This is a genomic window from Streptomyces exfoliatus (assembly GCF_000725545.1).
GTDB classification, from domain to species: domain Bacteria; phylum Actinomycetota; class Actinomycetes; order Streptomycetales; family Streptomycetaceae; genus Streptomyces; species Streptomyces exfoliatus.
In genome coordinates, this window is record NZ_JNZP01000018.1 from 1 (window position 1) to 21,860 (window position 21,860).

14 protein-coding genes and 2 pseudogenes are annotated in these 21,860 nt (G+C 72.2%); 3 read left to right on the forward strand and 13 right to left on the reverse strand.

Translation table 11 applies throughout. The features are described 5' to 3' along the window. Positions 1 to 106 (forward strand): annotated as a pseudogene (locus IO20_RS0121715) (ATP-binding protein); the annotation flags it as partial. Between the two features lie 139 nt (positions 107 to 245). Here IO20_RS0121715 and IO20_RS0121720 read toward each other — a convergent pair. The 5 genes and pseudogenes from IO20_RS0121720 to IO20_RS0121740 all read right to left on the reverse strand — a co-directional run bounded on the left by IO20_RS0121720 (position 246) and on the right by IO20_RS0121740 (position 9,071). Then, positions 246 to 440, reverse strand: a complete 195-nt coding sequence (locus IO20_RS0121720; RefSeq protein ID WP_106978643.1) for an acyl-CoA carboxylase subunit epsilon — start codon at positions 438 to 440, stop codon at positions 246 to 248. Positions 441 to 454: 14 nt separating this feature from the next. Beyond that, positions 455 to 1,934: pseudogene (locus tag IO20_RS36780) on the reverse strand (acyl-CoA carboxylase subunit beta). 164 nt (positions 1,935 to 2,098) lie between these two features. Beyond that, the gene (locus tag IO20_RS0121730) at positions 2,099 to 4,420 is read right to left on the reverse strand and encodes a polysaccharide lyase 8 family protein (protein WP_030553796.1); all 2,322 of its coding nucleotides are present in this window, start codon (positions 4,418 to 4,420) and stop codon (positions 2,099 to 2,101) included. A gap of 119 nt (positions 4,421 to 4,539) precedes the next feature. Beyond that, positions 4,540 to 8,430: an endo-alpha-N-acetylgalactosaminidase family protein gene (locus IO20_RS0121735; protein ID WP_030553793.1), complete on the reverse strand. Its 3,891-nt coding sequence runs from the start codon at positions 8,428 to 8,430 to the stop codon at positions 4,540 to 4,542. A 131-nt stretch (positions 8,431 to 8,561) separates the two neighbouring features. Then, complete coding sequence (locus tag IO20_RS0121740; RefSeq protein WP_030553791.1) at positions 8,562 to 9,071, reverse strand: hypothetical protein; 510 nt, start codon at positions 9,069 to 9,071, stop codon at positions 8,562 to 8,564. Positions 9,072 to 9,310: 239 nt separating this feature from the next. On the opposite strand from IO20_RS0121740, the gene IO20_RS0121745 reads away from it, so the two are divergent. Further along, positions 9,311 to 9,922, forward strand: a complete 612-nt coding sequence (locus tag IO20_RS0121745) for a YceI family protein (protein ID WP_030553789.1) — start codon at positions 9,311 to 9,313, stop codon at positions 9,920 to 9,922. Between the two features lie 86 nt (positions 9,923 to 10,008). Here the strand turns inward: IO20_RS0121745 and IO20_RS0121750 are convergent, their stop codons facing one another. Beyond that, positions 10,009 to 11,157: an EstA family serine hydrolase gene (locus IO20_RS0121750; protein ID WP_030553786.1), complete on the reverse strand. Its 1,149-nt coding sequence runs from the start codon at positions 11,155 to 11,157 to the stop codon at positions 10,009 to 10,011. A gap of 48 nt (positions 11,158 to 11,205) precedes the next feature. After that, positions 11,206 to 11,655 carry a DUF4267 domain-containing protein gene (locus tag IO20_RS0121755; protein ID WP_063761430.1) on the reverse strand — a complete coding sequence of 150 codons (450 nt, stop codon included), beginning with the start codon at positions 11,653 to 11,655 and terminating at the stop codon, positions 11,206 to 11,208. 172 nt (positions 11,656 to 11,827) lie between these two features. Between IO20_RS0121755 and dnaN the strand changes: the two genes are divergently transcribed. Beyond that, complete coding sequence (gene dnaN, locus IO20_RS0121760) at positions 11,828 to 12,946, forward strand: DNA polymerase III subunit beta (protein WP_030553782.1); 1,119 nt, start codon at positions 11,828 to 11,830, stop codon at positions 12,944 to 12,946. 71 nt (positions 12,947 to 13,017) lie between these two features. Here dnaN and IO20_RS0121765 read toward each other — a convergent pair whose 3' ends face one another. The 6 genes from IO20_RS0121765 to IO20_RS0121790 form a co-directional block, all read right to left on the reverse strand. Then, positions 13,018 to 14,364, reverse strand: coding sequence for a hypothetical protein (locus IO20_RS0121765; protein ID WP_030553780.1), 1,347 nt, complete (start codon positions 14,362 to 14,364; stop codon positions 13,018 to 13,020). Positions 14,365 to 14,423: 59 nt separating this feature from the next. Continuing rightward, complete coding sequence (locus IO20_RS0121770) at positions 14,424 to 16,772, reverse strand: glycoside hydrolase family 3 protein (protein ID WP_245685004.1); 2,349 nt, start codon at positions 16,770 to 16,772, stop codon at positions 14,424 to 14,426. Between the two features lie 88 nt (positions 16,773 to 16,860). Next, a complete protein-coding gene (gene cimA / locus IO20_RS0121775; RefSeq protein ID WP_030553775.1) occupies positions 16,861 to 18,492 on the reverse strand; it encodes a citramalate synthase in 1,632 nt (543 codons plus the stop codon). 282 nt (positions 18,493 to 18,774) lie between these two features. Beyond that, the gene (locus IO20_RS0121780; RefSeq protein ID WP_030553772.1) at positions 18,775 to 20,103 is read right to left on the reverse strand and encodes an MFS transporter; all 1,329 of its coding nucleotides are present in this window, start codon (positions 20,101 to 20,103) and stop codon (positions 18,775 to 18,777) included. A gap of 75 nt (positions 20,104 to 20,178) precedes the next feature. Then, the gene (locus tag IO20_RS0121785; protein ID WP_078946136.1) at positions 20,179 to 20,808 is read right to left on the reverse strand and encodes a TetR/AcrR family transcriptional regulator; all 630 of its coding nucleotides are present in this window, start codon (positions 20,806 to 20,808) and stop codon (positions 20,179 to 20,181) included. Between the two features lie 29 nt (positions 20,809 to 20,837). Further along, entirely contained in the window at positions 20,838 to 21,854 is a 1,017-nt protein-coding gene (locus IO20_RS0121790) for an agmatine deiminase family protein (RefSeq protein ID WP_030553768.1), read from the reverse strand. Between the last annotated feature and the right edge of the window lie 6 nt (positions 21,855 to 21,860).

A 21,860-nucleotide genomic window follows, 5' to 3' on the forward strand; every position in this document is an offset into this window, starting at 1 on the left:
CGGCCCCGACACCCCCATCATCACCACCGACGCCCGGCACCGCGCCGACGCCAAGAGCGCCCTCATCACGCTCGTCGAGCACGCCCTCATGGCCCGGCTGCGCTAGTCCCCGCAGACGTCGGTACGGAGTGAGAGGCCCCGCGCACCCCACGGTGCGCGGGGCCTCGTCCGTGCCGCCCGCCGGTCCCGGCACGCCGAAGGCCCCCGCTCCGGGAGGGAGCGGGGGCCTTCGGTGCGACGTGCGGTCAGCGCCAGCTGTGCGGGGCGCGGAAGCCGTGCTCGCGCTCCAGGCGGCGCCAGCCGGCCGTGGTGCTGCCCTGGTGGTCCGTCTGCTCGGGCGTGGCGGCCGCGCGGGCGAGCAGCACCGCGGTGATGGCGGCGAGCTCCTCGGGGCCGGCGTGGCCCTTCTCGACGCGGAGAAGATTGGCGGGAATGCTCACGTGGATGACTCCTCTTACTGAGGCGGGTTGCCGTGCTTGCGGGACGGCAGGTCGGCGTGCTTGGTGCGGAGCATCGCGAGGGACCTGATGAGCACCTGGCGGGTCTCGGCGGGGTCGATGACGTCGTCGACCAGGCCACGCTCCGCGGCGTAGTACGGGTGCATCAGCTCGGCCTTGTACTCCTTGACCATGCGGGCTCGCATGGCCTCGGGGTCCTCTGCCTCGGCGATCTGCTTGCGGAAGATCACGTTGGCGGCGCCCTCGGCGCCCATGACCGCGATTTCGTTGGTGGGCCAGGCGTACGTCAGGTCGGCGCCGATGGACTGGGAGTCCATGACGATGTAGGCGCCGCCGTAGGCCTTGCGCAGGATCAGGGAGATCCGGGGCACGGTCGCGTTGCAGTACGCGTAGAGCAGCTTGGCGCCGTGCCTGATGATTCCACCGTGCTCCTGGTCGACGCCCGGCAGGAAGCCGGGGACGTCCAGAAGGGTGATGATCGGGATGTTGAAGGCGTCGCACATCTGCACGAAGCGCGCGGCCTTCTCGGAGGCCTCGATGTCCAGGACACCGGCCAGCGTCTGCGGCTGGTTGGCGACGATGCCGACGACCTGGCCGTCGAGACGGGCGAGGGCGCAGATGATGTTGCGGGCCCAGCGCTCGTGGACCTCGAGGTAGTCGCCGTCGTCGACGAGCTCCTCGATGACCTTGTGCATGTCGTACGGGCGGTTGCCGTCGGCCGGCACGAGGTCGAGCAGGACGTCGGAGCGACGGTCCGCCGGGTCCTCGGAGGGGACGGTCGGCGGATTCTCGCGGTTGTTCTGCGGGAGCATCGACAGGAGGTAGCGGACCTCCGCGATGCAGGTCTCCTCGTCGTCCCGTGATGAACATCTGCGAGGTCTCGCGGACCATGAACACGAAGTCCGTGAGGGCGGGCGAGTAGGCGGCGCCGCCGGCGCACGGGCCGAGCATCACCGAGATCTGCGGGATGACGCCGGAGGCGCGCGTGTTGCGCTGGAAGATGCCGCCGTAGCCGGCGAGCGCGGAGACGCCCTCCTGGATACGGGCGCCCGCGCCGTCGTTCAGGGACACCAGCGGGGCTCCGGCCGCGATGGCCATGTCCATGATCTTGTGGATCTTCGTGGCGTGCGCCTCGCCGAGGGCGCCGCCGAAGATCCGGAAGTCGTGCGCGTAGACGAAGACGGTCCGGCCCTCGACCGTGCCCCAGCCGGTGATCACACCGTCGGTGTACGGCTTCTTCGCCTCGAGGCCGAAGCCCTGGGCGCGGTGCCGGCGCAGCTGCTCCACCTCGCTGAAGGAACCGGCGTCGAGCAGCAGCTCGATGCGTTCGCGCGCGGTCAGCTTGCCCTTGGCGTGCTGGGCCTCGGTCGCCCGCTCGCTCGGGCCGCGGAGCGCCTGCTCGCGCAGGACGTGCAGCTCGGCCACACGGCCACGGGCGTCAGCGGGCTCGCTCGGGATCTGGTCCACAACGGTCATGTTCCGACCCTACGAAGTCGAACAAGAAAACCCCGCCGTCCACTCCGTACAGTCTCCCGTGTCGAATCCTGGTGGGGCTGGACAGAACCGTCACCCGTCCAGCCCAAGTCGACAGCCAGACACCCCTCGTGTTTGTAGGGGTTTCACAAAGAGCGGCTGAGACCCTAGAGGAGCACCTCGCAACGGTGCGTGGCTCCGCCCGTACCGGGTGTGATCCGCAGCCTCAGCGAACGCCCGGTCGCGAGCACCTCCACCGAGGGGTCGTGGACGAGCACCCGGCGGACCGGCGCGTCCCAGACGAGGTCGAGCGGCTGTCCGGTGCGGAGGGGTTCGGAGACCCTCAGGTCGAGCACGGAGCGGCGGCGCCGCACGAGGACGCTCGCCGGCGCGGTGACCGCGAGGGGCCCCACCGTACCCGCCTGCCAGAGGTTCGCGGCGGTCAGTCCCAGGGACGGGACGGCGATCGCCTGGGCGTCGGCGCTGTTGTCGAGTACGTGCAGCCAGTCGGGGTCGGCGGCGCGGGCCGCGAGGGTGCGCCGGGAGGCGCCCGGCATCACGAGGTACGCGTACGAGGCGGCGACCGGGTCCGTGCCGTGGTCCAGCCACAGGGTCTGGTAGCGGCGGGTGCGGCGCTCGGTGGAGCTGGTGGTGTTGATGTCGCTCCAGGCGCCGGTGCGGTCCTCCCGGAGGGTGCGCAGGGCGTCGGCGCCCCCGGGGAGGACCCAGCCGCCGTGGCCCTCCAGATGGGCCCAGCCCTCACCGGTGGTGAAGGCCTGGGTGCCCGACTCCCCCAGGAGCCGGTTGTCGACGACCGTCTCGACGGGCACGCCGTCGGTCGCGGTGATCCCGGCGCCGAGGCAGATGACGGCGTCCGCCGCGCAGAACCAGGACTTGCGGGCCTCCAGGGTGGAGCCGAGGCCCTTCAGGTGCTGGCCGACGGCCGCGTACTCGCCGTCGGTGGCCCCGCCGACCCAGCGCACGGCCGGCTTGGGCGCGCCCCATTCGCCGCCGGCCCGGTCGGCGAGGCGGCGGGTGGAGACGGTGGTGCCGGGGAGGCGGTACGGGTCGACGGTGGGCCAGAACCAGTCGGTGTACTGGTCGCCGAGGGCCGGGGTCCACCAGGAGAGCATCCCGGCGCCGGTGTGCCAGCCGCGCGGGTTCTCGCCGTTGCCGCACTCGTAGTACGAGATCCGGTTCGAGGCCATGGCGATGTTGGCGGCCCAGCCGGGGCGGCGGTGGACGGCCCGGTCCATGGCGGCGAAGAGCCGGTGCCCGGTGGGTTCGGGGGCGGCCGGGACGGGCGCGGCGGCCACGGCGTGGAGCCGCGCGAGGTCGGCGACGCCGAACTGGCGGGCGGACAGGATCGGGGAGACGGTGTCGCGCTCGATCCAGCCCTTCACGCGCGCGTGCCAGCGGTCCCGCTCGGCGGGGGTGGCGCCGCCCGCGAGGAGGGCGATGGCGGCGATGACGCCCTGGCCGTGGAAGTGGTCGGAGCGCATGATCCGGCGGTCGTCGTTCCTGAGATAACCGCGACTGATGGCACGGCCGTTGACGCTGTCCATCATCAGGCCGTCGTAGATGAGGGGCGCGTACGCCTTCTCGACGCTGTCGAGGACGATCTGCCGGTTCGGGTCGGTGACGGCCCAGCTGGATCCGGCGAGGAGCGAGAAGAGCCTGCCGAGGCCGTCGAGCATGACCTGTCCGTAGGTGCCGGAGTAGGCGACCCAGGTGTGCTGGACGAAGGAGCCGTCGGCGTAGAGGCCGTCGCCCTTGGTGACGTACGGGAAGACGGGCGAGAGGGCGTCGCGGGCGAGGGCGATCTTTGCGGGGTTCGCGCCGAGGACTCCGCGCAGGGCGACCGAGCGGCACAGGTCGACGCGGTTGGCGCCGGTGGAGGTGCCGGTGTAGTTCGTGAGGACCGAGTCGGGGACGAAGTGGTCGACGGCGGCGCAGGCGGCGGCGATCCGTTCGGCGCCGAGGTGGGGGTGGAGCGCGGCCACGATGTCCATGAGGAGGCGCGGGCTGCCTATCTGCCATTCCCACCAGTTGCCGTAGCGCGGGGCGCCGGCCCGGTAGACGCCGGCGGAGAGGTGGTCGAGGCCGCGCAGGACGTCGGAGAGGAGGCCCGGGTCGCCGGTGAGGCCGGTGCCGGGCTGCGCGTACGCCTGGGTCATGGTCCACAGGCGGTTGTAGCTCTGGGTGATGCCGGCCGGCGGGTCGAAGGGCGCGTCGGGCCAGAGGGATCCGGTGGCGGGGGCCATGGCGGAGCGGAAGGCACGCGCGAGCGTGCCCGTCTCGGCGAGGCGCGAGGCGTAGGGCTCGCCGGCGGCGTCGAAGCCGGAGCCGAGCTGGAGGTCGAGCCAGCGGAGCCGAAGGGCCTCGAACTCGTCCTCCGCCGCATGGGCGGCGGAGGGGAGTCCGAGGGCCGCGGCCGTCGCGGACGCGGTGATCAGGAACGTGCGGCGGGACCAGGCGGGGACGGGCACAGGAGCCTCCCGAGGGGAAGTGGTGGGGCCGGTGGCGCCTGGTGTAACACCCTGTTTCCGACGCAATCAATGAGCACGGCGCGGCCCGGCGGAAGCGCTTTCCGCCGGGCCGCGCGCGATCAGCTTCCGCAGTGGAAGCGGGCGTCGCCCCAGTCGGCGTGGTCGTTGCCGTTGCCGTCGCCGCCGTCGCCGACGACGAGGTCGACGTAGGAGGCGCCGGTGACGTCGGCGGTGAGCGACCAGGCCGCGTCCGTGGCCTTGAGGACCGGGGACTTCACCTTCTCCGTGCCGTCGGCGAGGACGCTGAACTGGACGCTGCCCCGGGCGGTCTGCACGTCGTCCACCCCGACCTGGGCGGTGAAGGAGGTGCAGCGCCCGCCCAGGTAGTAGCGGATCTTCGCGGGGGCGTGGCTGCCCAGACCCTTGGCGTACGTCACTCCCCCGACGCGCAGCGGGGAGCCGTCGCCGGTGCCGGTCTCGCCGTTGGAGAGGTCACGTTCGACGGGTCCCCAGCCGTTGGTGGCGGAGGTCCAGTCCAGGTCGCTGGCCCAACTGTCCGCGGTGGGCGGCGGGGGCAGGGTGCGGGCGGTGGTGGCGGCGGTGAGCCCGCGCTCCTCTCCCCCGACGGCGTACGTGAGGGAGGCGCCGAGCGGGTACGGCCGGTAGGCCGCGTCCACGGGCGGGGTGACCTGCCAGGTGGCGGTGGCCTTCCCGCCCGCCGCGACCGTGCCGAGGGTGACCGGCGCGGCCGGTTCCGCGGTCCAGCCCTCGGGGAGGGTGAGGACGGCACGGGCGCCGGTGACGTCGGTGGCCTCGTCGTTGCCGAAGGTCGCCGTGACCTGGTTCGGGCGGCCGGGCTCCAAGGTGTCGGGCGCGGTGAGGGCGAGGGTGCCGCAGGCGGCGCGCTCGGCGGCCGGGCCGAGGTCGGTGACGGTGAAGGCGTCGAGGACGAAGTCGGCGCCGTCGGGGGCGTCCCCGCGCTTGCGCAGGCCGGTCCAGGTGTCGCCGCAGCCGGCGGTGACGGTCTCCGAGAAGTGCCCGTCGGTCCGCTGCTGCCCGAGCGGGGTGCGGCGGGTCTCCACGGAGGTGCCGTTCGCGCGGTCGTAGCCGGTGACCCACTCGTAGGCGCCCGCGTGGCTGGACTGGTAGGCGTACTCCACGCGGTAGCTGTGGCCGTCCTTCATGGGGACGGTCCAGGGCGCGGTGCGGTAGACGAGTCCGCTGTTCTCGTCGTGGGACTTGAGGGACTCGGCGCCGCCGATGACGTCGTCGATCAGCTTCCCGTTCCAGCCGGCCTGGGTGTACGGGGCGTGCAGCTGGGCGATGTGGGTGCGCGGGTCGGTCGTGCCGCCGGAGTCGCCCTTGAGGAAGGGGCCCCAGCCCTGGTCGACGGCCTCGAAGTCCTCGTGCACGAGGGTCCCCGCCTCGGTGGCGGGGGCGTTGGCGACGATCCGTACGTCGTCGATCCGGACGGTCGCGGCGCTGCCGCTCGCGGCCTCGATCCGCAGCGGGGCGGTGCCGTCGGCGGGGGCGGTGAAGGTGACCTTGGCGCGCTGGAAGCGGGTGCCGTTCCAGTCGGACGCGGCCACCCGGTCCTGGAGCGCGGAGCGTTCGACGGTGACGGACCGGCCGCCGGCGGTGAGGGTGGTGGGGCGGGTCTCGCCTGCCTGGACCTCGATCAGGGCGGAGGCCGTGTACCGCTCGCCGGGGGTGAGTCCGGTGATCCGCTGGTGGACCGAGGCGGCGGCGGAGCCGGTGAGCTTCGCGCTGTTGCGGCCCTGGGCGTCGGTGTCACGGGCGACGGTGCCGGCCTTCGACCAGGCGCCGAGCCGGCTGTCGTTGAAGCCGGGGTCCTTCACCGGGGTGCCCTGGCCCCAGAGCGGGTCCTGGGCGACGGGGGCGCTGCGGTAGAGGACGTACGGCTGTCCCGCGACGGCGTCGAGGGTGATGCGGCCGTTGACGGGCCGGACGGTCGCGGTCTGTGTGCGGCCGTTGTCGGTGAGCTTGTGGACGGTGTACGAGCCGGTGCCGGGCACGGCCCAACTCGTCTTCCCGCCCGTCTTGTTGTAGTGGTAGAGCTTGGTGCCGCCGGCCCACGGGAGCAGGTAGGTCTCGCCGTCGAGGACCTTGCGGCCGTTCTCGTAGAAGGTGCGACGGCCGTTCTCGACGGTGCCGCGGACGCCGCCCGTGAAGGTGAGGTCGTTGCCGTTCCAGCGGGTGATCTTCTGCTGCTGGAGGTACTTGGCGGGCAGGTTCCGCTGCCAGATGTTGGCGGTGAAGTCGTTCCAGTCGGTCTCGCCGGTCCAGCCCTCGAAGTCGACGAGGGCGGTCTGGCCGAGGACGGGATGGTTGTTCCAGACGTCCTTCTCGCCGTTGCGGATGAAGCGGATGATCTGCGAGTTGAGGCCCTTGTTGGTGGCGCCGCCGTAGTCGAGGTCGTTGGCCCAGTGGGACCAGAGGGAGGCCCGCTCGAACTTCTCCGACCACTCGGTGGCGACGTTCCAGCCCTGCTCCTGGACGGCCCTCATCGTCTCGTCGGCGATCCAGCCGTGGGTGTAGTAGACGTCGATGTAGAGCATGGAGAGGTTGGGGTCGGTCTCGTCGCGGAGCTGCTGGAAGCGGCGGGCGAGGTCGCCGCTGTTGATGTCGCGGCGCTGGTCGATGTAGTAGCTCTGGTTGAGCCAGTTCCAGCCGGGCTTGGTCCTGTCGACGAGGGTCTCGCTGAAGTTCTTCGCCTCGGGGTACGCCTCGGTGGCGTTGACGTGGACGCCGAAGCCGGCGCCCCACTTCTTGCCCTCCTTGAGGAGGACGTTGAGGTCGTCGAGGCCGCCGGCCCGCTTGTTGTAGTTGCCGCCGTAGTCCGGGTGGGCGGAGTCGTGGCCCTCGGAGCCGTACCCCTTGAGCAGCGCGAACTGGCCGAGTCCGTCGGTGGAGAGCGAGATCCGCTTGACGTCGTCGAGGGTGCGCAGGAAGGGGTGGGTGGCCTGGGAGGCGAAGTTGAACGGGATGTGGGCGACGACCCGGCCGGGGGTCCGGTCGCTGCCGGGGGCCTTGACGCCGATCGCCCGGAAGGCGACGGCGCCGTCCTGCCAGTCGGTGGTGCCGTCGGCGTTGGCGTCGGGGGTGACGACGACCTTGGCCCAGGGGAGGGCGTCGCCGCTCGCGGGCTTCGGGGCGCCCTCGCCGCGGTGGGTCCACTGGCCGGACCAGACGCCGACACGGGTCTCGGTCGCGGTCCTGCGGGCCTGGTGCCAGAAGCGGGCGCCGTCGCGGGCGGACGCGCCGGAGGGCTTGTCGTAGCTGGAGTTGGACTCGACGGCGGCGGCGAGCCGGCCGGTGTTGACGATCGCGTAGCTCGCCCCCACCGGGTTCGCGTCGACGGCGGTCGCGTCGGTGACCTGGGCGAAGACGTCGGCGGTACGGGTGGAGTCCGGGTCGAGCCGGGTGAAGGCGGTCGCGGCGCCGGCGTCGGAGGAGCCGACGGAGACCAGGTCGTGGCCGGGTATGTCGAGGGTGCCGACCCGGAAGCTCTCGGTGTCGCGGACGGCGGTCACCCGGAAGGTGGTGGTCCGCCCGTCGACGCTCAGGCTCGCGTCGATCTCGACGCCGGGCAGGTCGGGGAAGGTCAGCGTGTACGCGGCGGAGGAGGCCGTGAGGACGGGGGCGCCCTTGGTCTGGACGGCGCGCGAGGTGCCGTTGAGGACGATCCGGGTGACCGGGGCCGTACTGCCGAGGAGGCGGGCGCCCGTGCCGCGGTCGGTGTACGAGAGGACGCGGGGGAAGTCCTCGGCGACGGCGACGGAGAGCTGCGGGGAGGTGAGGAGCGGGGCGTCCTCGCTGAGGGTGGCGTCCGCCGTCGTGGCGTCCGCGACCCTGGCGGCTTCCAGGGCGGTCGCCTCCGTGGCCGTGGCGCCGTCGGCGAGGGCGGGCCCCGCCAGGGCGAACACGGCGGATGAGGCGACGGCGAGCGCGCAGGCCGCACGGATTCTTCGCGATTGGGGGAGGGACATGCGCACTAGTTGGCCCCGCCCCGGCGGCACCGTCAACGAGATCGAGCCGCGCGGGACCCTCCAGTCCAAGAACCCCCTTCGGTTAGTCCAAGTGACCACCGAGGGGGGCTCTTTCGGGGACGGCCGGGCGGTCAGCAGCCGCCGCAGTTGTAGAAGGTCACGTCCCAGTGGTTGCCCTCGTCGGCGTAGATGTTGCCCGCGCCGGACTTCCACTGCGGGGAGCCGTCGCCGCGGACGCCGATGTAGGTGAACGTGTTCTTGATGTAGTTCCCGAGGCAGGTGTACTTGCTGAAGTCGAGCTTGTAGCCGTTCCAGTGCGAGTACGTGCCGCTCGCGTGCCCGGTCTCGGTGCCGCCGGTGATGTTGAGGGCGCAGCCGCTGGCGCTCTTGAGGGTCTGGGCGCCCTGGGCGGTGGCGAGGTTGAGCTGCTCGAAGGACGTACAGGTGGAGTTGTAGCGGTCGGAGCAGCCGCCGGACGAGGACCAGGTGATTCCGGAGTTGCGGAACATCGAGGTCGCGGTGGCGTGGCTGATCTTGGTGACCGCGTGGGCGTCGCCGGCGGCGGTGAGGACGCCGACGCCGGGCGCGAAGAGGGCGCCGAGGACCAGGGCGAGCGCGGTGAGGACGGAGCGGAGCTTCATCGGGGAGTGCCTCCTGCGGGTGACCGTGACGGTTGGGACGGCGGTGCAGGTGGAGCAGAGCGATGGTGCCGTAGTTCTACGCGCGTCCGCCAGAGGGCGTCAGCGTCCATTTGGGTGAACACTCTCCCGAGATGTTGAAACTTGAACGGAATGGAGCTATCGTCATTCTCGTTGAAGCTTCAACAAAGCTTGAAGCGGATCCCCCGCCTCGCACCGACTCGTCCCCCAAGGAGCACGTCATGGGCATCTTCACCCGCAAGAGCAGCGACACCGCCACCGCCGTCGCCACCCTCCCCGTCGACCCGGCCCTGGCCGCGCTGACCGGCGACTACACGATCGACCCGGCCCACAGCAGCATCGGCTTCACCGTCCGTCACGCCATGGTCACCAACGTGCGCGGCAGCTTCGCCGAGCACGAGGGCACGCTGACCCTGGACGGCTCGAACCCGGGCGCGTCCGCCGCCTCCATCGAGGTCAAGATCGCCTCCATCGACACGGGCATCGCCGACCGCGACGGCCACCTGCGCAGCGGTGACTTCTTCGACGCCGAGCGGTTCCCGGTGATGAGCTTCCGCTCGACCACGGCCGAGCAGCTGGGCGGCGACAAGTACCGGATCACCGGCGACCTGACCATCAAGGACGTCACCAAGCCGCTCTCCATCGACCTGGAGTTCAACGGCACCGCGACCGACGTCTACGGCAACGAGCGCGTCGGCTTCGAGGGCTCCGCCGAGATCCTGCGCTCCGCGTGGGGCCTGACCTGGAACGCGGCCCTGGAGACCGGCGGCGTGATGGTCAGCGACAAGGTCAAGCTGAACTTCGACATCTCCGCGATCAAGAACGCCGCCTGACCCCGGCTCCACCCCGGACGACACACGAGCGCGCCCGCCCTCCGCGACAGCGGAAGGCGGGCGCTCGGCGTTCCCGGGGACGCTTTTCAGAGGCCGCGCGCCGCCTCGACGACGGCCGGGACCAGACGGTCGTTCTCGGCCGCGCCCGGCCCCGCCATGAAGCCGAAGCGGCGGCGGGTGTAGCTGTACGCGAGGCCGGTCGCCGGGTCGGCGAAGGCCTGGGAGCCGGGGGCGCCGCTGTGGCCGATCGCTGCGGGGGACAGGGCCGGGTACTTGGTGCCGAGGGGGACGAAGCCGAGACCGAAGGCGTTCTCCGCGCCCGTCACCAGATCGGTGCCCGAGGAGTGGACGCGGGCCACCTCGGCGAGGGTGTCCGGCTTCAGGAGCGGAGGCCGCCCGTCCAGCTCGCCGGCGACGGCCGCGTACATCCGGGAGAGGCCGCGCGCGGAGCCGACGCCGCCGCCGGAGAGCGGTGACCGCGCCCGGACCGTACGGGAGTTGGCATAGCCGACGATGTCGAACGGCGGGTCCGCGTGGAAGTTGAACGCGATGGCCATGAGGCTGTCCGGCGCGATCGGGTTCTCCGCAAGGAACGCCTGCTCGACGGGGGTGGGCAGCATCGGCAGGGCCGTACGGAAGCGCGGTTCGAGCTCCTCGGGCAGGCCCAGGTAGTAGTCGAGTCCGTACGGGGCACGGACCCGCTCCTCGAACAGGTCCTGGACCGTCCGGCCGGTGGCCCGCAGGACGACCTCGCCGACCAGGGCACCGATCACGAGGGCGTGGTAGCCGTGGCCGGTGTCCGGCTCCCAGAAGGGGCGCTGCCCGGCGAGCCGCGCGGCGATGGCCCGGTCGTCGGCGAGTTCGGCCGGGCTGAGGCCGCCGTCGGCGCCGATCACGCCGGAACGGTGGGCGAGCAGCTGGCGCAGGGTCAGCGCGCCCTTGCCCTCGGCGGCGAACTCGGGCCACCAGGAGGCGACTTTCCGGTCCAGGTCGAGGGCGCCCTCCTGGACGAGGAGGGCGGTGACGAGGGCCATGGCACCCTTCGAGGACGAGTAGAGGCCCAGGAGGGAGTCCCCTTCGACCCCGTCGCCGCCCCAGAGGTCCACGACGAGACGCCCGTGGTGATGGACGGCCAGCTGCGCTCCGCCGTCACGGGCCTCGTTCGCCACCACGGTGGCGAACTCCTCCCGTACGGACTCGAATCCGGGCTCCACCGTGCCGTGGACGTCACTCATCGCGTTGCTCCCCCATCGTTTCGCGGTCGGGCTCGAGAAGAAGAACGATCAGACACGTGCTTCCCTTCCCGTACGGGCGGGTCCGCTCCGGCTCGGGCGCGGGAGGGCGTCGCCCCGGGAGCTGGTCGCGAAGAGCAGTCCGGCCGCGAGGAGGACCACCACGCCGGTCGCGGCGTGGATGCCGAGCGCGGCGGTGTACCCGCCCCCGTGACCGAGGACGGCGATCGCGTCGCCGAAGGGGACGATGACGAAGAGGAGCATCACCCAGGCCAGCGTGCGGCGCCTGCCGAGCGCGAGGAGGGTGAGGACGATCGCTCCGTCGGCGAGGTCGCGGACCGCCTTGACCGTGAAGTATCCGGCGGCGTCACCCTCGGGCCAGGAGGGGATGCCGAAGCCGGCGGCGGCGGTGGCGGGGGTCAGCAGGAAGCTGATGCCGAACCAGAGGCAGGCGAGGCCGAGGAGCACGGACAGGACGGTGGTGGCGCGGTGCAGATTCATGGTCTCCCCCGGAAGAGAATGACCTAGCGGCGCTAGGAAGTGATAGCAACGCTAGATCAAGCAGCGCTCCCTTGTCTAGCATTGCTAGAAAGATGCGTGCGCGAAGGAGTCGGAAGACGCCTGAAACGGCCGGCCGGCGCCGTTGTCAGTGGTGGCCGCTAGCGTCGGCGGCATGGAATTCCGCATCGACAGCGGCGTGTTGACCGATGCCGTGGCCTGGGCCGCGCGCGTCCTGCCGGCCCGCTCCCCCATGCCCGTCCTCGGCGGCCTGCTCCTGGAAGCGGCGGACGGCCGCCTCCGGGTCTCCGGTCTCGACCACGAGGCCTCGGCCCGCGTCGAGGTCGAGGCCGACACGGACGTCGAGGGCCGGGCGCTGGTCCTGGGCCGACGGCTGCTCGACATCTGCAAGGTCCTCCCCCGGGGCCGCACCGGGCTGGCCGTGGAGGGCGCCCGCCTCTCGGTGACCTCCGGGGACGCCCGCTTCGGCCTCTCCCTGCTGCCGCTCGACGACTACCCGGCCCCGCCCGGGCTCCCCGAGGTCCGCGGCCTGGTGGACGGGGACGCCTTCGCGGCGGCGGTCGGCCAGGTCGCGGTGGCGGCGGGCCGGGACGACTCGCTGCCCGTCCTGACCGGGATACGGCTCGCCCTGGACGGCACCACCATGACGCTGGCCGCCACCGACCGCTACCGCTACGCCGTCCGCACCCTGGAGTGGAAGCCGGAGGCCGACGCGCCCGCGCCACAGGACGCCGACGTCGTCGTGCCCGCCCGCCGCCTGAGCGAGATCGCCCGCTCCCTCGCGGGCACGGGCCCGGCCCGCCTCGCCCTCGACGGCGGCTCGATCGGCTTCGAGAGCGCCGGGCTGCGCACCACCACCCGACTGCTCGACGGGCGGCTCCCCCGCCACGACAAGCTCTTCGCCCTCGGCGAGCACGCCCTCGCGACCACCGACCTGGCCCCGCTGACCGAGGCCGTCAAGCGGGTCGCGGTCGTCGCCGAGGGCGACAGCCCGGTGCAGCTGACCTTCACCCCCACCGCGCTCCACCTCCAGGCGGGCTACGAGGACGACGTGGCCTCCCAGCGACTCCCGGCCGCCTTCACCGGCACGGGCGCGGATCCGGACACCCTGACGGTCGCCTTCAATCCGGGGTACCTCCTGGACGCCCTCACCGCCCTGGACACCCCGAAGGTCCACTTCCACCTCCTGGGGCCCGGCCAGCGCGCCCTGCTCACCGACGGACCCTCGGCGGCCCACCGCCATCTGCTGATGTCGGTGAAGCCGCTGGTCTGAGCCCGGGGGCGACAACGCGGCGAGGCGCGGTGCCAGGGCCCGCGAGCCCGGCATGATCCAAACGAAAGACCCTAGAACCCGCCTCCGCCGTCGAACCCTCCGCCGCCGCCGAAGTCCCCGCCGCCGAAGCCGCCCGAGTCGCCGCCACCGAAGTCACCACCGCCGAAGTCACCACCGGAGAAGTCGCCGCCGGAGAAGTCGCCGCCGCCGTACTCGGAGGCGTAGGCCGGGGTCGCGAGCATGGAGCCGAGGACGGTGCCCATCAGCAGGCCGGGGAGCATGCCGCCGCCGTAGTAGCCGCCCGCCCAGGGCCCGTACGCCGGGCCCGCCTCCCAGTAGGGGCGGCGGACGCCGTCCGCGTCGACCGTGCGGGCCATCGGGTCGAGGCCGTCGTCGAGACGGGCCGCGTCGGCGGCGCAGACCGGGACCTGGCGGGCGGCGCCACCGGTCGGGGTCCAGGCGCGGTCCTCGGTGGAGGGGCCGTGGCGCGGGTCGAAGAAGCAGGGCGGGCGGCGCTCGGGGAGCGGTCGGGACTCGCGCCGGGCGGAGAGGACGGCGAGCGAGTAGCGCCCGTCGTCCAGGGCCTCGGTGACCGCGCGGACGTCGTGGGGGTGGGCGGCGGAGGCCATCAGGGACTTGGCCTTGTCGTACGCGTCGAGGGCGCGTTCGTAGTCGGCGCGCATGGCGTCGTCGGCTCCGGGCTCGGCGGGACGGAAGTCGAGTCGTTCGAGTTCCTCGCCGAAGGCGGTGATGTCCTCGTCGACGACGACCCGCAGCTTGTCGAGCGCGGCCCGCTCCTCGGCCTCCTTGCGGAGCCGGTTGCGGCGGACGACCGCGTAGGCGCTCGCGCCTCCGGCGGCGACGACGGCGCCGAGGGTGACGAGTCCGGCGACGGGGACGCCTTCGTCGGTGTCGACGGATCCCCAGGTGGCGGGGGCGGAGCCGCGCATGGCGGGCAGCGCCTGGTCGACGAAGTCGTTCAGTTCGGTGGCCGCGCCGGCGCCGGGCTGACGTACCGAGGCGGCGAGGTTCTGGGCGGCGGCCGGGGACATCACGGCGGGGTCGGAGCCCGCGTCGAAGCGGTCACCGAGGCGTACCGCGTACAGGCCCGCGGCTCCCGTCTGGGCGCGCAGGTTGTCGATGAGGCCGTTCGGCGGGAACTGGGCGCTCGCCGGCAGGACGGCCACGAAGAGCGGCTTGTCCGCGTCCTTGATCTTCTGGGCGAGGGCGTCCGCGTCGGCCTTCGACAGCTGGCCGGCGGCGCCCGGGTCGACGTAGACCGGGCCCTGCTTCAGGGCGGCGGCCGCGTCGGATATCCCCGTGGCCCTGGCGCCCGAGGAGGGTGCCAGGGCCAGGAGCATCAGCAGGAGCAGAAGCAGCCCGCCCACGGCCGACAGCATCGGAATCCTCGTCCTCATACCACCTGGATTACCCCTAATCGGGCATATTAAGACCTTCCGGTCGGACTGTTGTGCGGTCAACTCGCGCCGACCCGGGTGGTGAGGCCCCAGCCGTAGCGGAACTGCGGGTCGTAGCCGTGGTCGCCCGCGTTCAGGGGCAGCTGCTGGGCCGACCTCGGCCAGGTCACCGGGAGGCGTCCGGTGAAGGCCCGCCGGCCGTAGAGCACGTCGGCGACGCCGTCGCCCTCGCTGCCCGGCAGCCAGGAGGCGACCAGCGCGTCGATCCCCGCGAGCCGGTCGCCGACGAGCTGCGGACGTCCGGAGACGACCAGGACCGCGCACCGCATCGCCGCGCAGACCCGGTCGACGGCCTTCTTGTCGTCCGCGGACAGTTCCAGGTCGTGGCCGTTGACGCCGACGTCACCGACCCCTTCCGCGTATGGCGTCTCGCCGACGACGACCACGCCCACGTCGTGCCCGGTGGTCGGCGCCGAGGCGTCCTCGGAGTAGGTGACGTGCGCCCGCGGGTCCGCCCTCCGGATGCCGTCCAGAACGGTGGTGCCCTGGATCTCCCGCCCTCCGGCGCCCTGCCAGCCGACGGTCCAGCCACCTGCCTGGTTGGCCAGGTCGTCCGCGTTGGACCCGGCGACGTACAGCCGCTGCCCGGTGCGCAGCGGCAGCACGCCCCCGCTGTTCTTCAGCAGCACCTGCGACCGGGCGACGGCCTCGCGGGCCGCCGCCCGGTGTTCGGGGGAGCCGATCCCGGCGAGGTGGGTGGTGTCGGCGTACGGCTTCTCGAAGAGGCCGAGGCGGAACTTCTGCTCCAGCACGCGGCCGACCGCGTCGTCGATCCGGGCGAGGGGGATCCGGCCGACGGCGACCTCGTCGGCGACGATCCGGCCGAACTCCTTGTACGTGAGCGGGGCCATGTTCATGTCGATGCCGGCGTTGACCGCGTCACGTACGTCGGTGACCGCGTCGCCCGGCATCTGGTCGACGGCCTCCCAGTCGCTGACAACGATCCCCCGGAACCCGAGCTCGCTCTTCAGCAGCCCGCTGATCATCTCGCCGTACGCGTGCATCTTCACCGGCCCGCTGCGCTCGCCGGTCAGGTGGAGCGAGGAGAACGAGGGCATGACGGCGCCCGCCCCGAGTCCGATCGCCCGCCGGAAGGGTGGGATGTGCACCTTCTCCAGCTCGCCCCGGTCGATCCGGGTGACGCCCTGGTCGATGGCGTACGGGGGGCGACCGGAGCCGTAGGCGGTGCCGCCGTCCCCGACGAAGTGCTTGGCGGTGGCGAGGACCTTGTCGTTGCGGGCGAGGTCACGGCCGTCGGCGGCGCCCTGGAGGCCCCGTACGGCGACCGCCATGGTCGCCACGAGCTCCGGGTCCTCGCCGAAGGACTCGTACGTACGGCCCCAGCGCACATCCCGCACGACGCACACACAGGGCGCGAAGTTCCAGGCGATCCCGGTCGCCCTCGTCTCCTCGGCGGTGATCGCGGCGAGCCGCTCGACGAGCGCGGGGTCGCGGGTGGCGCCGAGCCCGATGTTGTGGGGCATGACCGTGGCGCCCTTGACGAAGGAGTGGCCGTGCACGGCGTCGGTGGCCAGGAGCAGCGGGATCTGGAGGCGGGTGGCGCGGGCGTACCACTGGTAGGTGTCCGTCACCTTCCGCCAGGCCTCGGGGGTCTGCGCCGGCGAGCCGTCGGCCTCGGCCTCGTAGATCACCGAGCCGAGGGCGTAGGAGGTGATGTCCTCGTGGGCGGCGAGGGCGTTGCGGCCGGCCTGGGTCATCTGGCCGGCCTTCTCGGCGAGCGTCATCCGCCCGAGGAGGTCGGCGACCCGTTCCCGGACGGGGCGCGCCGGGTCGAGGTAGGGCAGTCCGTGCGCGTCCACGACGACCAGCGGGGCGCGCTCGGGCGCGGTGGCACCGGTGACGTCGAGCGTGACCGGCACGGCCTCGGCCGCCTCGGGCACGCGGTCGCGAAGGGTGGCGACCTCAAGGGTGCGCGCGGCCCCTGGTCTGCTTCCGGCGGGGAAGGTCACCGTGCCGGAGGCCGCCCGGTAGTCCCGGCCGGGGGCCGCGGCCCCGGCGCGAGGGGCGCGCGTCGACGCGTCCGTCCGGCCGCCCGGTCCCGCCGCGGTGGCGGGGGCGGTCGCGGCCGTCGTCCAGCCGACCGTCACCGGGTGCGTCAGCGGGCGGGCGGATTCGACGGTGAGGCGGACGCGGGCCGTGGCCCCCTCGGCCACCGTGGTGACCGGGGCGGCGGTGACGCGTACCGGGTCCGGGGGCCACGTGGTCGCGGGCACGGCCTCCGTCGCTGTGGCTGTGGCAGTCGCGGTGAGGCATCCGGCGAGGACGGCGCCGGACGCGACGGCCGCCGCCATGCCCGTCCGCGCCGCACGGAACGTATGACCATTCATACCGGACATGCTGGGGCGTACCGACCCCGGAGGGTCGGTACGACGCGCGGCTACTGGACGGGGCGACGCTCGGCGGGGCGACCGGCGGCTACTCGGCGGGGTCGATCCCGGCCCGGAGGAGTCCGTACGTGAAGGCGTCCTCCAGGGCCTGCCAGGAGGCCGCGATCACGTTCTCGCCGACGCCGACCGTCGCCCACTCGCCGTTGCCGTCGCTGGTGGTGATCAGGACACGGGTCGTGGACTCGGTGCCGTGGCGGCCCTCCAGGATGCGGACCTTGTAGTCGACCAGCTCGAACTTGGCGAGCTGCGGGTAGATCCGCTCCAGGGCCACCCGCATCGCCAGGTCGAGCGCGTTGACCGGGCCGTTGCCCTCGGCGGTGGCGACGATCCGCTCGCCCTTGGCCCAGAGCTTCACGGTGGCCTCGTTGGCGTGGGTGCCGTCGGGGCGGTCCTCGACGATCGCGCGCCACGACTCCGTACGGAAGTAGCGGCGGGCCCGGCCCTCCACCTCCTCGCGCAGGAGGAGCTCGAAGGAGGCGTCGGCGGCCTCGTACGTGTAGCCCTGGAGCTCGCGCTCCTTGACCCGCTCGACGACGCGGGCGATGAGCTCGCGGTCGCCGCCCAGGTCGACGCCGAGCTCCTTGCCCTTGAGCTCGATGGAGGCGCGTCCGGCCATGTCGGAGACGAGCATCCGCATGGTGTTGCCGACCAGCTCGGGGTCGATGTGCTGGTAGAGGTCCGGGTCGACCTTGATCGCGGAGGCGTGGAGTCCGGCCTTGTGGGCGAAGGCGGAGACGCCGACGTAGGGCTGGTGGGTGGAGGGCGTCAGGTTGACGACCTCGGCGATGGCGTGCGAGATCCGGGTCATCTCGGCGAGGGCGCCGTCGGGCAGCACCTTCTTGCCGTACTTGAGTTCCAGGGCCGCGACGACGGGGAAGAGGTTGGCGTTGCCGACCCGCTCGCCGTAGCCGTTGGCGGTGCACTGGACGTGGGTGGCGCCGGCGTCGACGGCGGCCAGGGTGTTGGCGACGGCGCAGCCGGTGTCGTCCTGGGCGTGGATGCCGAGGCGGGCGCCGGTGTCGGCGAGGACGGTGGCGACGACGGCCTGGACCTGGGCCGGGAGCATGCCGCCGTTGGTGTCGCAGAGGATGACGACGTCGGCGCCGGCCTCGTGCGCGGCGCGGACGACGGCCTTGGCGTAGTCGGGGTTGGCCTTGTAGCCGTCGAAGAAGTGCTCGCAGTCGACGAAGACGCGGCGGCCCTGGGAGCACAGGTGGGCGACGGTGTCGCGGACCATCTCCAGGTTCTCGTCGAGGGTGGTGCGCAGGGCCAGTTCGACGTGCCGGTCGTGGGACTTGGCGACGAGGGTGACGACCGGGGCGCCGGAGTCCAGGAGGGCCTTGACCTGCGGGTCCTCGGCAGCCTTGCCGCCGGCCCTGCGGGTGGCGCCGAAGGCCACGAGCTGCGCGTTCTTGAACGCGATCTCCTGGGTGGCGCGGGCGAAGAACTCCGTGTCGCGCGGGTTGGCGCCGGGCCAGCCGCCCTCGATGAAGCCCACACCGAACTCGTCGAGGTGCCGGGCGATGGTCAGCTTGTCCGCGACGGTGAGGTTGATGCCTTCACGCTGCGCCCCGTCGCGCAGCGTCGTGTCGAAGACATGGAAGCTGTCGTCGACGTGGCTGTCGCCGAGGCGCGAGCTCTCGCCGTTCTCCGTGGTCATGACTGTGATGGCTCCTGTCGGATGTGGCTCCGGAAGGTCTGGATCCACTTGCCCCCATTCTCACGCGTCGTCCGCTTCCGGCATGGGTGGGGCCGGAAAACGAAAAAACCCCTCGCGGGTGCGAGAGGTCTGCGCGCGGGTCTGAGGCACGGTGTCCACTGCCGCGGGGGTCGTGCCGCGGTTCAGTGGCCACTGCGGACCGGCGCGCTGCTGCCGATAATCATCGTGGTAGCAAGCACGCCGGAAGTCTGACACAGGTGGAACGCGGGCGGGACGCCGGTCTCACGATACGGGCAGCTGATCCCGCTTCTGCCCCGGCACGGCGGCCTCGCCCGTCCCGACCCGGCCCAGGTCGATGTCCCGGGTCTCCCGCATCGTGAGGTAGACGACCAGGCTGACGGCCGCGCAGCCCGCCACGTACCAGAAGAAGCCCGACTCGATGCCGGCGTCCTTGAACCAGAGGGCCACGTACTCGGCGGTGCCGCCGAAGAGGGCGTTGGCGATCGCGTACGGCAGGGCGACGCCGAGGGCGCGGATGCCGGTGGGGAAGAGCTCGGCCTTCACGCAGGCGTTGATGGAGGTGTAGCCGGTGATGACGACGAGCGCGAGCAGGGAGAGGCCGAGGGCCGGCCAGAAGGAGCCGGCGTGCTTCAGCATCGTCATGATCGGCACGGTGAGGAGGGTGGAGCCGACCGCGAAGGTGATGAGGAGCGGCCGGCGGCCGATCCGGTCGGAGAGGCGCCCGGCCAGCGGCTGGAGGCAGGCGAAGACGATCAGGGCGCAGAAGGAGACCAGGGTCGCGGTCTGCTTGGGGAGCCCGGCGGAGTTGGACAGGTACTTGGTGAGGTAGGTGGTGTACGTGTAGTACGCCACGGTCCCGCCCATGGTGAGCGCGACGACGAGGAAGGCCTCGCGCCTGTGCGCCCAGAGGGCCTTGAGGGTGCCCTTCTGGTCGCCCGCGACGCCGGCGTCGGCGCTCTCCTCGTACACCTCGGTCTCCAACATGGTGCGGCGGAGGTAGAAGACGACGGCCGCGCCGAGGGCGCCGATGACGAAGGGGATGCGCCAGCCCCAGCTGTGCAGGGCCTCGGTGGACAGGGCCTGCTGGAGGATGAGCAGCAGGCCGAGGCCCAGGATCTGGCCCGCGGTCATCGACACGTACTGGAAGCTGGAGGCGAAGCCGCGGTGCTTCGGGTCCGAGGCCTCGGTGAGGTAGGTGGCGCTGGCGGCGTACTCGCCGCCGACGGAGAGCCCCTGGAGGAGGCGGGCGACCAGGAGGACGGCGGCACCGCCGTAGCCGGCGACGGCGTAGGTGGGCGCGACCGCGATGAGGAGGGCGGAGGCGGACATCAGGGTGACGGTGAGGGTGAGGGCCGCCTTGCGACCCTTGCGGTCACCGACCCGGCCGAGGAGCCAGCCGCCGACGGGCCGCATGAAGAAGCCGACCGCGAAGATGCCGGCGGTGTTCATGAGTCTGGCGGTGTCGTTGCTCTCGGGGAAGAACGCTCCCGCGAAGTAGGTGGCGAAGCTCGCGTACACGAACCAGTCGAACCACTCGACCATGTTGCCCGCGGATCCGACCCAGATCTTCTTCCACTGATCTCGTCCCATGGTCCGGAACCGTGCCGGAGATCACGCGCCGACAACAAGGCCGCGGCCCACAACGATCAGGTCTACTTACGTGCGTTACGGTCGCGACACCAGATCCTGATCGATGAACTCCCGTACGTGCCCGAGGACTTGCTCCCTCCCGGTGCCCGGAATACCCACGGCGACGTGCACGCTGAAGCCGTCGAGCAGGGCGCGCATCCGGGTGGCGAACCGGTCGGGGTCGACCGCCCGGAACTCGCCCCGCGAGACGCCCTCGGCGAGGATCGCGACGAGGTCCCGGTGCCAGGCCCCCTCGATGGCGGCCTGGCGCGCGCGGGCGTCGTCGTCGGCGTTCTGCGACCGGTTCCAGACCTCCAGCCAGAGGGTCCAGTGCGGGTCACGCGGCCCGTCGGGCACGTACACGTCGACGTACCCGTCGAGCCGCTCGCGCGCGCTCCCGGGCCGGGAGAGCAGCGCGCTGCGCTCAGCCCCGAGCCGCCCCTCGCTCCACTCCAGGGTCTGGAGCAGCAGCTCGTCCTTGGTGCGGAAGTAGTAGAGCAGGTGCCCGCTGCTCATCCCGACCTGCCGCCCGAGCCCGGCCATGGTGAGCCCGTCGAGCCCGCGCTCGGCGATGGTGTCCATGGCCGCGGCGAGAAGCTCCTCGCGGGGCGGGGCGGCCTGGTTGCGGCGGCGGGGAGGGGGCGGCGGGCTGCTGCTCTGACTCACTCGTACGTTCTACCGCATGCCCGGGGGGCTCAGACCTTCGGCTGCTGCTGGGTGATGCAGTGGATGCCGCCGCCGCCCGCGAAGATCGTCCGGGCGTCGACGAGGACGACCTCGCGCTCCGGGAAGAGGCGGCGGAAGATCTCGGCCGCCAGTTCGTCGTGGGGGTCGTCGAAGGCGCAGAGGACCACGCCGTCGTTGCACAGGTAGTGGTTGATGTACGAGTAGTCGACCCAGTCGCCGTCCTCGTCCTTGAGGACGGTGGGGGCCGGGATCTCGACGACCTCCAGGGGGCGGCCCTGGGCGTCGGTCTGGCCGCGCAGGATGTTCACGTACATCCGCGACCGCTCGTAGTCGGGGTGGGCCGGGTTCTGCTGGCTGTGCACGAGGACCGTGCCGGGGCGGGCGAAGGCGGCGACGATGTCGACGTGGCCCTGGGTGCCGTAGAGGCCGTAGTCGCCGGTGAGGCCGTTGGGGAGCCAGATCGCCTTGGTGGTGCCGAGCTTGGCGTGGATCTCGTTCTCGACCTGTTCGCGGGTCCACTCGGGGTTGCGGCCCGAGCCGAGCTGCACGGTGTCGGTGAGCAGGACGGTGCCCTCGCCGTCGACGTGGATCGCGCCGCCCTCGTTGACGAGGGAGGAGGCGAGTACGGGGACCTGCGCGAGGTCGGCGACATGGCGGGCGATCTTGGAGTCGTGCTCCCAGCGGGCCCAGTCCTGGGCGCCCCAGCCGTTGAACACCCAGTCCACGGCGGCGAGTTCGGTGCCGTTCGTGACGAACGTCGGGCCGATGTCCCGCATCCAGGCGTCGTCGAGGTCCCGCTCGACCAGCTCGATCTCCGGGCCGAGCAGCGCGGCGGCCGACGCGGCGTCGCCGGGGGCGACCACCATCGTCACCGGCTCGAAGCGGCGTACGGCGCGGGCCACCGACGCCCAGGCGGCGCGGGCCTCGGCGAGTTCGTCCTCGTTGGTGAAGGTGGGGTTGGTGCCGGGCCAGGCCATCCAGGTGCGCTCGTGCGGCATCCACTCGGCGGGCATGCGGTAGCTCATCGACAG